Source organism: Pedobacter riviphilus (genome assembly GCF_014692875.1).
In the GTDB taxonomy this organism is placed as follows: Bacteria; Bacteroidota; Bacteroidia; order Sphingobacteriales; family Sphingobacteriaceae; genus Pedobacter; species Pedobacter riviphilus.
Genome location: NZ_CP061171.1, coordinates 3,500,520 through 3,517,672 on the forward strand (window position 1 = coordinate 3,500,520; position 17,153 = coordinate 3,517,672).

Annotated in this window: 11 protein-coding genes; 10 read left to right on the forward strand and 1 reads right to left on the reverse strand. The window is 38.6% G+C overall.

The features are described 5' to 3' along the window. Positions 1 to 30: 30 nt before the first annotated feature. The 8 genes from H9N25_RS14290 (at position 31) to H9N25_RS14325 (ending at position 11,684) form a co-directional block, all read left to right on the forward strand. Positions 31 to 921, forward strand: a complete 891-nt coding sequence (locus H9N25_RS14290) for an ROK family protein (RefSeq protein ID WP_190326349.1) — start codon at positions 31 to 33, stop codon at positions 919 to 921. A 259-nt stretch (positions 922 to 1,180) separates the two neighbouring features. Then, positions 1,181 to 4,237, forward strand: a complete 3,057-nt coding sequence (locus H9N25_RS14295) for a SusC/RagA family TonB-linked outer membrane protein (protein ID WP_190326350.1) — start codon at positions 1,181 to 1,183, stop codon at positions 4,235 to 4,237. Positions 4,238 to 4,248: 11 nt separating this feature from the next. Further along, complete coding sequence (locus H9N25_RS14300; protein ID WP_190326351.1) at positions 4,249 to 5,862, forward strand: RagB/SusD family nutrient uptake outer membrane protein; 1,614 nt, start codon at positions 4,249 to 4,251, stop codon at positions 5,860 to 5,862. A 147-nt stretch (positions 5,863 to 6,009) separates the two neighbouring features. Further along, positions 6,010 to 7,635, forward strand: coding sequence for a LamG-like jellyroll fold domain-containing protein (locus tag H9N25_RS14305; protein ID WP_190326352.1), 1,626 nt, complete (start codon positions 6,010 to 6,012; stop codon positions 7,633 to 7,635). A gap of 398 nt (positions 7,636 to 8,033) precedes the next feature. Next, positions 8,034 to 9,743, forward strand: coding sequence for an HU domain-containing protein (locus tag H9N25_RS14310; protein ID WP_190326353.1), 1,710 nt, complete (start codon positions 8,034 to 8,036; stop codon positions 9,741 to 9,743). Beyond that, positions 9,743 to 10,447, forward strand: a complete 705-nt coding sequence (locus H9N25_RS14315; RefSeq protein WP_167295418.1) for a MotA/TolQ/ExbB proton channel family protein — start codon at positions 9,743 to 9,745, stop codon at positions 10,445 to 10,447. The genes H9N25_RS14310 and H9N25_RS14315 overlap by 1 nt, the downstream gene beginning before the upstream one ends. Next, positions 10,447 to 10,848, forward strand: coding sequence for an ExbD/TolR family protein (locus tag H9N25_RS14320; protein ID WP_025144642.1), 402 nt, complete (start codon positions 10,447 to 10,449; stop codon positions 10,846 to 10,848). The genes H9N25_RS14315 and H9N25_RS14320 overlap by 1 nt, the downstream gene beginning before the upstream one ends. Beyond that, a complete protein-coding gene (locus tag H9N25_RS14325; protein WP_190326354.1) occupies positions 10,848 to 11,684 on the forward strand; it encodes an energy transducer TonB in 837 nt (278 codons plus the stop codon). The genes H9N25_RS14320 and H9N25_RS14325 overlap by 1 nt, the downstream gene beginning before the upstream one ends. A gap of 64 nt (positions 11,685 to 11,748) precedes the next feature. Here the strand turns inward: H9N25_RS14325 and H9N25_RS14330 are convergent, their stop codons facing one another. Continuing rightward, positions 11,749 to 13,812 (reverse strand): CBM96 family carbohydrate-binding protein, encoded by a 2,064-nt coding sequence (locus tag H9N25_RS14330; protein WP_190326355.1) that lies wholly within the window; start codon positions 13,810 to 13,812, stop codon positions 11,749 to 11,751. A gap of 238 nt (positions 13,813 to 14,050) precedes the next feature. On the opposite strand from H9N25_RS14330, the gene H9N25_RS14335 reads away from it, so the two are divergent. After that, positions 14,051 to 15,340, forward strand: coding sequence for a bifunctional folylpolyglutamate synthase/dihydrofolate synthase (locus H9N25_RS14335; RefSeq protein WP_190326356.1), 1,290 nt, complete (start codon positions 14,051 to 14,053; stop codon positions 15,338 to 15,340). 67 nt (positions 15,341 to 15,407) lie between these two features. After that, positions 15,408 to 17,066, forward strand: coding sequence for an alkaline phosphatase PafA (gene pafA, locus H9N25_RS14340; RefSeq protein WP_190326357.1), 1,659 nt, complete (start codon positions 15,408 to 15,410; stop codon positions 17,064 to 17,066). Positions 17,067 to 17,153: the final 87 nt, after the last annotated feature.

Here is a 17,153-nt window from a genome sequence, read left to right on the forward strand (position 1 = left end):
CCATTTATAGATCTATTGAAGTAGAAAACAATGAATAAAAACAAATATGTGTTGGGCATTGATATCGGGGGTTCGCACATTACAGTTGCGGTACTCGATATGCAGCAACGGAACATTCTTAAAAATTCCTATACACGCGAACGTGTCGATTCTCATGGCTCAACAGAACAGATTATCAACACCTGGTGCAGTGCAATTAAAGCAGCTTATCAAAAGGTTGATATCAAAATTGGCCGTATAGGTATTGCCATGCCGGGCCCTTTCGATTATGATAAGGGCATCTCTTATATAGCTGGAAATGACAAATATGCAGCTTTTTATGGTCTAAACGTAAAAGATATGCTGGCCAGCGAACTGCAGATTAACCGCGATCAGATTTTAATGAGCAATGATGCTGCCTGCTTTTTGGCCGGAGAGGTATTTGCAGGCGAAGCCCATGCCTACCAAAATCTAATTGGTATTACCTTGGGCACAGGACTCGGAAGTGCTGTTTGTAAAGAAAGAAAAATTACCGATGCCAACCTGTGGTGTTCTTCTTTTTTGAATGGTATAGCAGAAGATTACCTTTCTACCCGTTGGTTTTTGAAACGTTATTATGAGCTCACAGGTTTAAACATCCTAAATGTCCGCGAACTGACCTTGCTTTACGAGGAGAACCAGACGGTTCGTAAAATATTTACAGAATTTGGGCATAACCTTGGTCTTTTTCTTAAGGATTTTCAACAGGATCATACAGCGGAGGCAATTATAATTGGCGGTAACATTGCCAATGCGTCTGGTCGTTTTATGCCCAATGTGATTAAATACCTCGAATCGCAAGGGATTGACACGTCTATTCATATATCCAAACTGAATGAAGATGCGGCACTAGTTGGTGCTGCAGGTTGCTGGGCCACACAAACAAAAGAGACAGTTGAATAAACCTGACTTAGATTAAATATTATATCATCATAGTCCTTTTCAGGCAATTGATATTATCCGGATCAAGGGCTTTATAACAGGAAATATGCTGAAATAAATTCAACAAGATGGAACAGAAAAAATTATTTAAAAATAATTCAATTCCCTTGTAGGCAATTTGTGTAAGCAAAATACTCTTAACTATAAAACCTGATGGATGGAAATCCCGAAGGCGACAAACAATTAACCAAATACTTATTCAAAATTATTCATAATGAATATGAAAAAATCTTTACAGCTAACGTGCTTATTGCTGTATGCATCCACAGGCTTGTATGCAGCTGCACCAAACGATCATTTTAATCGCGCTATTTCTTTCCATTCTGTTTATCAGGATGTAATAAAAGGGACGGTAAAAGACGAAACAGGTGCAACACTGCCGGGTGTAACCATTACTATAAAAGGAGCGCAGGGCGGAACCCAAACCAACACTTCAGGACAATACAGTATTACTGCGAAAACAGGCGATGTTTTGGTGTTCTCGTTTATCGGCTACCAGCGCAAGGAGGTTACCGTAGGTACGCAGAGCACTATTGATATCGCATTAACTCCTGACTCTAAAAATCTCGAAACCGTAGTAGTAACGGCATTAGGGATAAAAAGATCGACGAAGGCACTTACCTATAATGTTCAAACATTAAATACAAATGCAGTAAACGATGTAAAAGACCCAAGTTTTGTAAATAGCTTAACGGGTAAAGTGGCGGGTTTAACGTTAACGCACTCTTCCGCTCCTGGTGGTTCTACAAAAGCAGTTTTGCGTGGTAACAAATCCATCAATGGAAACAATAACGCCTTGTATGTGGTTGATGGTGTGCCTTTACCAAGTTTGAGCAGCTCGAGCGTGAGTGATGGTTTTCAGATTTCGGATAGCGGCGATGGTATTTCCAACCTCAATCCGGACGATATTGAAGAAATAAGTGTGTTAAGTGGTGCCTCTGCTTCGGCCTTATATGGTGGTGCAGCATCGAATGGGGTAATTTTAATTACCACCAAAAAAGGTAAATCGGGTAAAGCATCGCTTAATTTTAACTCGAGTGTTACCTTCGATAAGCCTTTTGTATTGCCAAAAGTGCAAACCATTTACGGTGCAGAAAGCAATGGCTTTAATGGTTGGGGCGCTCAGGCAGCTAATGCCAGTAATTACGATCCCAAAGACTTTTTTAATACGGGAAAAACCTATGCCAATGCTTTATCAATTTCCGGTGGAACAGAAAAAAACCAATCTTATTTTTCGGCTGCTTCTACTAATGCGCAAGGTATTATTCCCAATAATAAATTAGATCGTTATAACTTTTCTTATCGCAATACTTCATCATTTTTTAACGATAAGCTAAGTTTAGATGCCAATGTTGCCTATACTTATCAAAAGGCTTTAAATATGCCTGGACAGGGTCAATATTATAATCCTTTAACCGGTGTATATTTATTTCCGAGTGCTTCTGCCGATTTTAACCAGTATAAAAACTACGAGGTGTTTAATCCGGCCAGAAACATTAATGTACAGAACTGGCCATACGATCCAAGTGGTATTGCCTTACAAAACCCATACTGGGTTGCCAACCGTAACCTGTTTGCCACAGAAAGAAACCGGATTTTAGGTTCAGTTACGGCAAAATATAACTTTACAAGCTACTTAAATCTACAGGGCCGTGCTAAAATAGATAGAACAACAGATTTTGGGACTACCAAACTATATGCTACTACTATTCCGGTATTAACCGATAATAGCAATAACGGTAAATATGGCGAAAGAAATGCCTTAAATAGTCAAACCTATGCCGACCTATTGTTAAACTTTAACAAAACTTTTGATAAATTCAGCGTAACGGCAACTTTAGGAACGAGTATTTTAAATACTAAAATAAGAACTACGGATATTGGCGGACCTTTAGATCCATTTAAAGTGCCAAATTTCTTTAGTTTATACAATATAGATCCTGCTAAATTAAATATTAACCCTGCGCCTTATGGCTCAGATCCAAGACCGGAATACAGAGAGCAGAACCAGGCTGCGTTTTTTACAGGTACCCTTGGTTATAAAAACTACTTGTTTTTAGATATAACTGGTCGTAACGATTGGAATTCTTCTTTGCCGAAATCATTTTTCTATCCAGCAGTGGGTTTAAGTGCAGTGATTAGCGAAATGGCGAAATTGCCTGAGTTTATCTCTTTTGCCAAATTGCGAGTTTCGTATGCTGAAGTAGGTAACGCTATTCCCCCACAATACGCTTATGCAGGTAATCCAACTTATCCGGTATCGAGCGGTGGTATTTCGTTAAATACAGGTAAATCGTTAGGATCAGAGCTAAAACCAGAAAGATCAAAATCTTTTGAGATTGGTACTGATTTAAAGTTTTTGAAGAATAAACTAAGCTTAACTGCAACTTATTACAAAACCAACACGTTTAACCAGTTCTTCCGTGTGCCTGCTGCACCTTCTACCGGTTATACTTATGTAGATTACAATGCAGGTAAGGTAAGAAATCAGGGGCTTGAGTCATCATTAAGCTATAATGCTAACTTTGGCGAGTTTACCTGGACACCTACCGTTAATTTCTCTTTCAACCGCAATAAAGTAATCGATTTATTGAATACCATAGATCCAACTACAGGCCAAACGGTTCATATAACGAGTGTAAGTTTAAGTGGCAGTTCGGTTATTTTAGAAGGAAGTTCTTATGGCGATATTCAGGTTAAAGATTATGTGCGCAATACTGATGGAAGTTTAAAACTGGATGCAAGCGGATTGCCTCAATATTCTAACAACTTAGTTGTAGTGGGCAACGTGAATCCGAAATACCAGTTGAGCTTTAACAATAGCTTTAGCTATAAAAAATTCAGCTTAAGCTTTTTAATCGACGGCCGTTTTGGCGGTAATGTAGTTTCGAATACTGAAAAAGTATTGGATCAGTTTGGTATGTCTGAGCGAAGCGCAGCAGTGCGTTTGGCCGGAGGTGTGAAATCTGGTACTATCGATGTTACCAAAGATTATTTTGGAAGAATTTCATCAGAGTATACATCTTATGTATATAGCGCAACCAATATCCGTTTACGAGAATTATCGTTTGGCTATACTATACCAGCTAAAGTATTCAACAATAAAATTCAGGGCCTTCAACTTTCTATAATCGGAAGGAATTTATGGATGATCCATAATAAAGCGCCATTTGACCCTGAAGTGATTACACTTACAGGAAATAGTTTTCAAGGCTTCGAAGATTTTTCTGTGCCAAGTTTAAGAAGTATCGGCTTCAGTTTAAAATTCAATTTATAATATTAAGAGATATGAAATACTTAAATAAAACCACCAAGATCACCACCGTTTTTGCGATGGCTCTTGTTACCTTATTTAGCGCTTGTACTAAAAATTTTGAAGAATATAATACCAATCCAAACGGACTAACGAGCGAAGATCTTTTGAAAGATAATCTTGGAGCAGGTTCGTTCATTCCAACCATGCAGGTTAACGTGATTTATAACAAACCGCAAGATAACTGGAAGTATCAGGTACAACAAAACTTAACCGCCGATACCTATTCGGGTTATTTTGCCACGCCGGGTGGATTTGGAGGACCAAATACCACAACCTATGATTTTGTGGCAAAAAACTGGAATATCTGGGCTTTTCAAATAGCCTATAGCGGTATTATGGGTAGCTGGAAAGAAATCAAAAACCGCGCCGCCAATGCCCCTCAGGTAGTAGCAGTAGCCGATATATTAAAAGTAGAAGGCATGCACAGGGTTACCGATACTTATGGTCCTATACCTTACAGTAAATTTGGTGTAAATGCATTAACCACACCGTACGATGACCAACAAACGGTTTACAATACCTTCTTTCAGGATTTAGATAACGCAATAAAAGTATTGAGCGATTATGTAACCAAAAATCCCACAGATAATGGATTAAGTAAGTTTGATCTGGTATATAACGGAGATTATAAACAATGGATTAAATTTGCCAACTCATTAAAATTGCGTTTAGCTATCCGTATTGCTTACGCCAACAGAACATTAGCGCAAACCAAAGCTGAGGAGGCGGTAAACAACAGTTATGGCTTATTAAGCGCTAATACCGACAATGCATTAGTATTGCCTGGTAAAGGGATAACCACTTCGAACGGTTTATGGGTGGCAGATCAGGCTTATGACGATTGCCGCATGAATGCTTCGATTGAATCGATTTTGAAAGGTTATAACGATAACCGTTTAACCAAGTATTTTCAGGTTTCGAAAATAACACCAGGTGATTATCGCGGTATTAGAAATGGTATAACCATATCGGGTAATAAACCTGATGGATACCTTAAGGCATCATCTACCACTTTAAAAGAAAGCACACCAGTACAATACATGTGTGCAGCAGAGGTAGCATTTTTACGTGCCGAAGGTGCTTTGCTACACTGGAATATGGGTGGAAGTGCACAATCGTTTTACGAACAAGGTATTAAATTGTCTTTTGAACAATATGGCGCAAGTGGTGTAGACGCTTATATTGCCAACAATACCGGTACACAGGCTGCTTACACAGATCCGGCCAATGTTGCTGCTAACAATGTAGCTCCAGGCTCTCCATTGTTAAGCAAAACAACTGTTAAATGGGATGAAACCGCTGCTGATGAAGTAAAATTAGAAAAAATCATTACGCAAAAATGGATCGCTATTTTTCCTGACGGACAAGAAGCCTGGACTGAATTCAGACGTACAGGTTATCCTAAAATATTTCCGGTGGTAACCAATCTAAGCGGTGGTTTAATTGATACTCAAAAACAAATCAGAAGAGTACCTTTTTCTCCCGATGAGTATAAAAGCAACAATGCCGAAGTAGTAAAAGCTGTAGCTTTATTAGGTGGCCCGGATAATGGAGGCACCAAACTTTGGTGGGATAAAAAACCTTAATGATCAAGACGGTCGGATTATAAAAATAATCCGGCCGTTTTATTTTATAACAGTTACAGGAACTAAATAAGTAATTTTTGCATCAGGCAATAACATCCTAAATATTTCCTTTTTATTAAAACAATTTCTAACCAAAAATCTAAAATTATGAGAAAATTAATGACCATGGGAGTGGCGCTTCTTGCTCTTTTTACCATTTTTTACGCTTGTAAAAAAGCCAATCCTGAAAAAGAAGACAACCAATTAAACACCAAAGGTACAGCCAGAGCCGCTACCAATGCCTCTGCCCTGGCCTTAACTGGTCCATTCATGACCGCCTATGTAGAAGTAAACAGCAACAATTTTGTAAACCCGGGCTGTTATACCTATGGAACTTCTGCCAGCCAATTATTTGGTGTTTCTGTCATTTTCGCTGCCAATATCAATTCGGTAAACGGCACCCCTACCCTTTACTTCAATCCACAGGTACAAGAAACCTTAAATTCGGGCAAGGTGGCTTACCTTAAATCATTAGGCATAAAAGTAGTGCTCGATGTACTTGGAAATCACCAAGATGCAGGATGGGGCTGTTTTACCACTTATGCCCAGGCTGATGCCTTTGCCATTCAATGTGCCAATGCTGTACAGCAATATGGTTTAGATGGAATTGATATTGATGATGAGTATTCTACCTGTACCGCAAACGATGGCTCATTGGTGCTTGCAGCAGCAGCACTTAGGGCTAGAATGGGTGCTGATAAACTGATTACCATGGCCGCATTTAATCAGGCCAATTATTTTACCTCTACTTATAACAACCAAAAACTGGGCGATATTTTAGATTATGTATTTGAGCAAACGTACTTCTCTACCAATTATGCAGGGCGTTTACAACCTTATATTAATGCTGGTGTACCCAAAAGTAAATTGGGTTTAGGTACCGATTTAGGCAATAGCGATCAGGCAGCAGTAGCTACTTATGTAAAAGACAATGGTTTGGCCAGTGCGATGGTTTACAACGTAGCAAATAATTCGCAAACTAAGTTATCGGCCATGTCTAACGTACTTTATGGATCGGCAACTGCTGTAAAACCAAATTGTATAGATGGCACTGGAGGTACACCACCAGTAGCTGGAAACCGCTCATTGGTTTTCGACGGCACTAATGAGTACTTAAATTCGAATACTTTCAATCTTGCTGGCACCAGCTTAACTTACGAAGCATGGGTTAAACCAACGGCTTTTAAAGGAACTGCTCCAAATATCTCGACCATTATGGGGGTCGAAGTGAGTGATGCCAACGTGGCATTACTGCGTTTAGGTGATGCTGCTCTAGCCAACAACAAAGTACAGTTTGTACTGAATACAGGTGGTGCAACACCTAAAAAACTAAACTCCACTACAGCACTAAGCGCCAATACCTGGTATCATATTGCAGCAACGTATGATGGCTCGACCATGAAAATCTACATCAACGGCACTTTAGATGCCAGCATGAACGCAACAGGTACTATTGTTGCTAACGGCACATTCCAGATTTCGAGAAGCTGGGATGCCAATAGAGGCTTTAACGGCCAGTTCGATGAAATGCGGGTTTGGAAATCGGCACTGGCACAATCTACAATTTCTGCCAATAAATGTAGTGTTAGTGCAACAAGTACCAATTTAGAGGCTTACTGGAAATTTGATGAAGGAACGGGAACTACCACCGCCGATGCAACTGGACATGGACACACCGCTAGCCTACTTAACATGGAGAGTACTGATTGGTCTACCACAGTTCCTTGTTTATAGGTTTTCTTTATAGCTGTTATTCTTGTGATAGGTGCTTCGGCCCATCACCTAGAAAATACAATGGACGGTGAAGGCACCGTCCATTGTATTTTTTACGCTGTACTTTCTACATACGCTTTTCTATAGTAAAGCGTTTCTATAGCTTTAAGCTTTAGCTTCAAATTTGATATTATAATCGATTTAGCCATTTGCTTACTAGCATACCATTTCTATCTTTGTAACCGTTATCTTTGCACGGATACAGATATAGGTTTAAAAAACTGTGTTTTTTCATGATTAAAACAACAAAACTGTACTCGTTTTTGTCCCCCTTTTGGAATAGGATGTATAATAGCACCTGTAGACACTATTTGAAGGTAGAATATAATTTTTAATTTTAAACGCTTAATTTTACCCGAATGGATATCTTATCATACCTACTAGAACTCTTGCAGCAACGCAAAGAAGTTGGGATTACCGGCTTGGGCACTTTTTATAAAAAGAAATACCCAGGAAGATACGATAAGGAAAAACAAACGTTTTTGCCTCCCGGATATACGCTGCAGTTTTCGGCCGAAGTAAGTGAAGAAGAAGCTTTAGCCAACTTTATTTCTACAAAAGCAAACATCAATAATGAAGATGCCCGTAATCACATTGCCCAGTTTGTTGAAGAAGTAAATCAAAAATTAGAATTAGCCCATGAGGCTGAGCTGCAAAATACTGGCCGTTTATTTTTCACCGAACAGGGATTAGGTTTCGAACCGGTTAAAAACATGAACTATGGTTCTGAATTTTACGGACTTCCATCATTAGCAGAAACCGTAATTGAGGAAACAAAAACGGATTCACCTCAACAAGAGGAAGAAGTTTACGACGAAATTACCGAGGCACCAAGTGTACCCTCACCTTTTGAGAATAAGTCATACCACGCTCCGCTAATCGAAAATGTAGAACTGGATGAAGTTAAGGATGATCTTAAGAACACCTTAAAACATTCAGAAAATCCTACTGAAGAGATTGTTGAAGCACCAGAATTTATTAAGGAACAGCACGAGAAACATCCTGACCGCTTTGGTCATACACCAGAATCGGATGTAGAAAATATCGCTGCCGAACAACATGCAATTGAAACGCCTGAATCTGACGAAACACAAGAAGTAGAAGTTCCTGAATCAATTGTGGCACAGCACGAAGCGCATCCAGGCCATTTTGGTCATACGCCAGAATCGGATGTAGAAAATATCGCTGCTGCACATCAGACAATTGAGACACCTGAATCTGGCGACGTAAAAGACGAAGTAATTGCTACAGAAAATACCTCAGCAGCTGAAGAAACCAATACTATAGCGTTACCAGAAACGGTTATCCCGCAAAGCGAACATCCAGGTCGTTTCTCGCTTAGGTCAGAACCAGAAGAACCTAAAACATATATCAATTTAGAAGACGAAGCTAAAAAAGAAGAACCTGTAATTGAGGCTCCGGCCTTTATAAAGGAGCAACATGCAGAGCATCCCAACCGTTTTGGCCACGACCCAATTGAACATGGAGACGAAACGCGACAAGGCATGTCTACCTGGTTGATGATTACAATTGCAGTGTTAGCGCTGGTTGTTATTGCAGCGATAAGCTATTTGGTTAAACCAGAATTATTTACAGGTGAAACTACTGAAGCGGTAAAGCCTGCACAAGCAATTATCGATTCGCCAAAGGTTGTTGTTGATACCCTAAAAGCAAAACAGGATTCGATAGCCAAAACAGACAGCATTTTAAAAGCCAATCAGGTTCAGAAAAAAGCAGATACGGTTAAAAAAATAGAGGCAAAACCTGTGGTCAAACCTACCGTAGAAGCACCAAAAGAAAATAAAATTGTACCAAACACCGGTCCTTCTACGTTTTACGTTATTGCAGCATCTTTTCAATCAGAGAAAAAAGCACTTGTGTTTATTAAGCAAATGGAAAAAATCGGGTTAAATGCCGAAATCGCAAAAATACCTGGCCGTTTAAAAAAAGTAAGTATAGCGAGTTTCACAACTGAAAAAGAAGCTAAAGAACAGAAAGATATTTTACAGAAAAAACTAAAAGGAAAAGGATATTTCGTACAACAAAAATCTAACAACACACAACCATAATGATAACTTTATTAATTCAGGACACCACAAAAGCATTACAAGACACAGCAAATGCGGTTAACCAAGCCGTAACACAACCACAGCCAGAACTACATTTTATCGATCTGCTTTTTAAAGGCGGCTGGGTAATGGTTCCATTGGCTTTTTTAGCTTTGTTAGCCTTAGTTATTTTCTTCGAACGTTACTTAACCATTAAAAAAGCAACTAAAGACGAGTCGAATCTAATGGGTCAGATCAGATCTTATATCCAATCAGGAAATTTAGAGGGTGCCATGTCGCTTTTAAGAAATAATAACTCTCCCCTTTCGCGCATGTTGCAAAAAGGTTTAAAACGTATTGGTCGCCCAATTAAAGATATTGAAGGTGCAATTGAAAATGTTGGTAAATTAGAGGTTTCTAAATTAGAGAAGAACATTAGTATATTGGGTATTGTTGCTGGTATTGCTCCAATGCTTGGTTTCGTAGGTACAATTGTGGGGGTAATTACCATTTTCCACCAGGTATCAATAAAGGGTGCGATTGAAATCGGAACCATCTCTGGCGGTTTATATACCAAAATGATTACTTCTGCAACCGGATTAATTATTGGTATTATCGCTTACGTACTGTATCACATTTTAAACATTATGGTCGAAAAAATCATTCTTAAAATGGAAACCGATGCAATTGATTTTATTGATTTACTAGAAGAACCAGGCAAATAATGAATTTACGCAAAAGAACAAAAGGATCGGTAGAAGTACATACTTCAGCGTTGAACGATATTATGTTCTTCCTGATGCTGTTTTTCCTATTGGCCTCTGCCGTGGTAAATCCTACAGTAGTTAAATTATTATTGCCGCAATCATCAAGTGGCCAGCAATCTACCGCCAAGAAAGCGGTTACTGTTACGATAGACGAAAACCTTAAATATTTCGTTGAAAAAAAACCAGTTAGCATAGAAGAATTAGAACCAACTTTGGCATCATATCAAAAACTGGCACCAGATATGACTATTCTTTTATATGTATCGCGTAATGTGACGTATCAGGATGGATTTGTGGTAAACGACATTGCCAATAAATTAAAATTAAAACTTGTTGTAGCCGTTGAGCCTAAAAAATAATGAACTACAAATCACAAATACCTAACGAGGAAAATAATTACCCTAAGGCCATTGCCATAGCAAGCGGAATTATGGGCTTTTTATTGTTGATCAGCTTTTTTATCGTGATTGGTTCTTTCCAGCCACCTGAAGAAGTGGGTATGGGTGGTATGGTGGTTAATTATGGAACTTCTGCAGAAGGTATGGGTGATGATTATACCAGTATAGAAGAGCCATCAGCAGATCCAAACGCGAACGGTAAACCACCAGAAAAAGTAACGCCTGAAGAGAAAGTTACCCCAACCACCTCTACCGAAAGTAGCGATAAGGAAGTGCAGACACAAAATACCGAAGACGCCATTGCGGTAAATACCAAACCTACAAAACCGACTAAGGCTGCGCCAACTCCGGTAACTGAAGATAAACCTGCCAAGCCAGTAATTAATCAAAACGCACTTTACAAAGGTAAAAAGAATACTGGTCAAGGTCAGGGAGATGGTACCGGAAAAACACCAGGTAACCAGGGCGATAAAGATGGCGATCCATTAGCTTCTAATTATGGAGAAGGTGGCTCAGGAAATGGAAACGTTCAGCTTTCACTGGCCAGCAGAAAATTCATCGATATTCCAAGGATTCAGGATGATGGACAAAGTGCAGGAAAAATTGCCGTTCAAATCCGTGTTGATAAAAACGGCAAGGTGGTTCAGGCCCGTGCAGGTGCAAAAGGTACCACCCTATCTGATTTAGCACTCTGGAGAAAATGTGAACAGGCCGTATTAGGTTCAAGTTTAAACAAATTAGAATCAGCGCCCGATGTACAAACGGGTATCGTGATGTTCAACTTTAAAGTGAAGTAGAACCATAACCAGTCTATATAAAAAAGAGCCCAATATTTTATTGGGCTCTTTTTTATATGTGTCACTATAAAATTATATTGAGCTGAGGTTTATTGCTCGTTTGTTCCTTGCTTGTAAAATAAATATCGCTTTTACTACTTGCCGGAGCATCATTGGTGAGTACAAAGGTTATAATTTTATTACCTGCACTTAGATTTTGGTTGACTATGCTGGTTACATCAATTGAATAACGATCCGCTCCATAGGCTACAAAACTATTGACCAATGGATTACTTAATGGAGCATTATTCCAGGTTAATCCGGTTTCTGTCCAGTTATTTGTTGCTGCAGTATATACACTGATTGTTCTGGAAGGATCTGTATTTACAGATGAAGCGTTTAAAACCAATCTCGCATTAGAAACCGCAGTACCAGGCAGCGCAGAAAAATCAAATTTTAAATAGGCTTTTCTGGCATAAGAGCTTGCATCAGATTTTACAATAAACGTACTTTCAGTACCGTAATTATTGTCGGCGTAGGTACCGTTTCTCACATAGGTATCGGCATTAGCAACAAATCCTGTAAACGAGTATGAGCTTTGTGCAAAGCCAACGTCTGGATTGGTTAAAGGAAGATTAGTTTGAAAATAATCAATTCCGCCATTATTAGTCATATTAACCGCCCCGGCAATTAGAGGAGAAGTTTTTTGCAGTTTAAAATCTGCAGGTGTGCCGGTGGCAGATGCATTATTAAATTTCGGATCGGTATAAGTATTGCCAGAAACAGTTCCAGCCGGCCCATTTACAGCAGTAATAGACTGGGGATAAAAACAATTATTCTTAAAAACAGCAGATGCCATTATGGGTTTGTCCGAAAATCTGGTAATGGTTCCGGTAGCATAAATTATATTGTTGCTAAATGTGCTGTTAAATGCAAAAGTACTTGCCGTATTGGTGTATTGAAATATTCTGGTAAAGTTGTCATTCGTATAAAAGGTATTATTGTATATTTTGTTGGTGGTATAATTTGAGGTATAATTAATAAGTTTCGAACCGCTTGGCGAAGAATTGGCGTTCTTCACATCATTTACGCTAATGTTATATCTAACAATAATATTTTGAGCGCTGGGCATGAATAACATAAAACCACGGTCATTATCATGTGAGTAATTATATTCAAAAATATCTCCGTCGGTATTAATATCTGCATCAAAAGCCTGTCCATCATACGGTCCGCCACCTTTAATACCCGAAACCTCATTGTATGAAATGATGGTTCCTAAACTGCCGTAAGTCCAGCAAGCAGCGTAATTGGCCGCATCACTTTTACAGGTATTTCTTAAAATATTATGCGTAATTTTTGAATTCTTCACCCCATTAAGTACAATACCATCACCATAAATATTTTCAATTAAATTACCTTCAAACACTACATTATCTGCTTTTACTGAGCTTGATGTTCTGATTCCTTCAATATCACAATCCTTAACATGGCAGTTTAAAACCAGCACATTATTAATCAGGCCTGTAAATATAATTCCGCCCGAACCCTTATTATAATTTGGCGTACCAAAACCTGTTGAGTTTACATTATGCACGTAACAATTATTGATTGTAATATTGCTTGCTGCCGTAGTGCCAGAATTATTTACTTTAATACCTGTTACTGCGTATTGTTGTCCTAAGTTTACCGTATTGGTAATTTCAAGGTTATTAACTTCCCAGAAGGATTGATTGTTAAGCAAAAGTGTTATTGAACCATTAGTTAGTCCACCGCCATTTATAACTGGTTTATTACCCGTTCCATACTCGTCAATAATAATGGGGCTTCCTGCACTTCCTGAGCCCAATGGAGCAAGATTTCCGGTCCAAACACCATCTGTTTTAAACAAAATCTGATCACCGGGCATAAAAGTAACCGTATTTACTTTACTAATGGTTTTCCATGGTGTATCGGCACTCATACCGTTATTATTATCGTCTCCTAAAGGATCAACATAATAAATGGTTCCTACCGTGTTAATAAAATTGCTGGTATTACTGCTTAGTTTTTGATTTGACAAGCCTTCAGCAGCCTGTAAAGTCGCTTTTTTACACCCGCCAAGCATCAGCATGGCTAATGCTGAACAGGTAATTAGTAAGTTTTTCATTTTTAATTGAATTTGGTTAAATATTTTTCAATCAAATATTATCTATTTTGAAAGAAAAGAAGGGGGAAGAATCTTAAAGATTAGGGGTAATTTTAGTTCGTTTCTCATTTATTATGATAAAACCAAACATTAACTAAAATTTAATTTAAGGGAAATGTGAAATTGACTTAGTGACTGATTAAAATATTGACCATTTCGTTCCATAATCACTCCAGTCAACTTATATTTGACGCATATTATGAACTACCAACAAACGCTTGATTTTTTATACAGTAAACTCCCCATGTTTACCCGGGTTGGCGCATCTGCTTTCAAAAAAGATTTAACCAATACCATCATTCTTTGCGAAGCTTTGGATAATCCGCAAGATAAATTTAAGAGTATCCATGTGGCGGGTACAAACGGAAAGGGCTCTACCTCACACATGCTGGCTTCGGTACTGCAATCGCAAGGATATAAAACAGGATTGTACACCTCTCCCCATTTGAAAGATTTCCGCGAACGCATCCGCATCAACGGAAAAATGATGAGTAAAACTGAAGTCATATCGTTTGTAAAAGATCAACAAAAATTGATCGAAAAAACCGAGCCTTCATTTTTCGAAGTTACTGTGGCCATGGCATTCGATCATTTTGCCAAACATGAGGTTGATGTGGCCGTAATTGAGGTGGGTTTAGGCGGAAGATTAGATTCGACTAATATCATTACACCGCAAATTTCGGTTATTACCAATATTAGCCTCGACCATATGAATATGCTAGGTAATACACTGGCAGAAATTGCAGGCGAAAAAGCAGGTATCATTAAAAAGAATATTCCGGTTGTAATTGGCGAAACACAAGCAGAATCGGCTCCAGTTTTTGTCAGTAAGGCAAAAGAAGTGGGTGCGCCAATTGTTTTTGCTGATGCGGAATTAAGGGCTCAGGATTCTAAAATCAGGAATAATAAACTTTCCATATCTGTTTATCAGAATAGCGAAATCAAATACAAGGGTCTTCAAAGCGATCTTACCGGTATTTATCAGCATAAAAATATTTTAACCGTATTAGAAACCTTGGCCGTACTGAACGAGAAAACGGAAATTAAAACCGATCAGGAAGCGATTTATAATGGAATAAGCCAGGTTAAAAAACAAACCGGTTTACAGGGGCGTTGGCAGACTTTGAGTAAAAATCCTTTGGTGATCTGCGATACCGGTCATAATGAAGCTGGCATTACGGAGGTAATTAAAAATATCGCACAAACTCCTTATCAAAACCTACATATTGTTTTTGGTATGGTTAAGGACAAAGATATTTCGAAAGTTTTATCCCTGATGCCTAAAAATGCCACTTACTATTTCTGCAAGCCAGATTTAGAACGTGGTTTAGCAGCAGATGAACTTAAAGAACAGGCGGCAACATTTAACCTAAATGGAAGCAATTATGCATCCGTAGCCGAAGCAAAAGAAAAGGCTATTCAATCTGCCGATCCAAAAGACCTGGTTTTTATTGGAGGAAGTACATTTGTAGTGGCCGAAGCGATATAAAATCTTTACATAAACTTCAAAGTAGCTTTACCTAAATTTGCTACTTTAGCCCTTTAACTAAAACACAATGAAGAAAATATCCTGTCTAATCTTTTCCATTTCTATTTTTTCGATCGCACTCTCCTCAGCCCAAACTAAAAAACCTTCCACAACACAAGCTAAAGCATTTCCTGCCGAGGTGGCCCGCCCTAAATTGGTGGTTGGCTTAGTGGTTGATCAGATGCGTTGGGATTATTTATACCGCTACTATAACCGTTATACCAATGGTGGCTTTAAAAGATTAATCAACGAAGGTTTTTCTGTAGAAAACACATTTATTCCTTATACACCAACTTACACTGCTTGCGGACATACCTGCATTTATACAGGTTCAGTTCCGGCCGTTCATGGTATTATCGGTAACGATTGGTACGATCCTGAAACCAAAAAAAATGTATACTGTACTGAAGATTCATCAGTATCTACTGTTGGTAGTATACCATCTTCTGAAGGAAATATGTCGCCAAAAAATATGCTAACCACTACCATTACCGATGAATTGAGGTTAGCTACGAATTTTAGAGGTAAAGTAATTGGTATTTCATTAAAAGACAGGGGCTCGATCCTTCCGGCAGGCCACGCGGCAAATGCTGCATATTGGTATCAAGGTAGCACCGGAAACTGGATTACCAGTACCTATTACATGAAAGAAGTACCAACGTGGATTGCAGATTATAATAAGCTGAAACTAGCGAATAAATTCTATGCAAAAAACTGGGAAACTTTGTATCCGATGAATACCTATGTAAACAGTACTGCAGATGAGAAAGCTTACGAAGGCAAAGCGAGCACTTTTCCACACCAACTAACCCAAAACATAGATAAAAACTTCGATGCCATCAGAAGTACACCTTATGGCAATACCATCACGTTGGATCTTGCCAAATTAGCGATCCTTTCTGAAGATTTAGGACAGGACAACATTACCGATTTCTTGGCCGTAAGTTGCTCATCTACTGATTATGTTGGTCACGCTTATGGTCCGAACTCAGTAGAAGCAGAAGATACTTATCTACGTTTAGATAAAGATTTCGAAGAGTTTTTCAACTACCTGGATAAAAAAGTAGGTAAAGGAAACTATACCGTATTTTTAACTGCCGATCATGGTGCTGCTCATGTACCAGGCTTTATGCAGGAGAATAAACTGCCATCTGGGGTAGTGAGCGACAGAGATATCGCAAACAAATTAAATGCTTACTTAAATGATAAATTTAAAGTAAACAATGTGGTTTTAAAATCTCAGAACAACCAAATCATTTTCGATCACGATAAAACCGATAAAGGTGATGTAAGTTTTGATGTAATTAAATCAGCATCAGTAGAATTCTTAAAAAGATTAGATGGCTTCCAGAATGCTGTTGATATTGCAAAGATATCACAATCTACTTTGCAGGAAACCCAGAAAAAAATGATTACTAACGGCTACAATGCCCGTAGAAGTGGCGATATCTATTATGTTTTACAACCAAACTGGTTTAACGGTAGCAGTACTGGTACTACACACGGAAACTGGAATCCATACGATTCGCATATCCCATTGGTTTTTATGGGCTGGGGAATCAAGCCGGGAGCTTCTAACAAAACACACTACATGACCGATATTGCACCAACACTGGCAGCCTTACTCCATATTCAAATGCCAAATGGTAATGTAGGAGAACCAATTACAGAAATCACCAGCAAATAAATTAAAAAAACTATGCTCACCAGCATAGTTTTTTTGTTTATACCCTTCCTAGTCATTAGGGTGACCTCAAGTGACTAGAAAGTGATA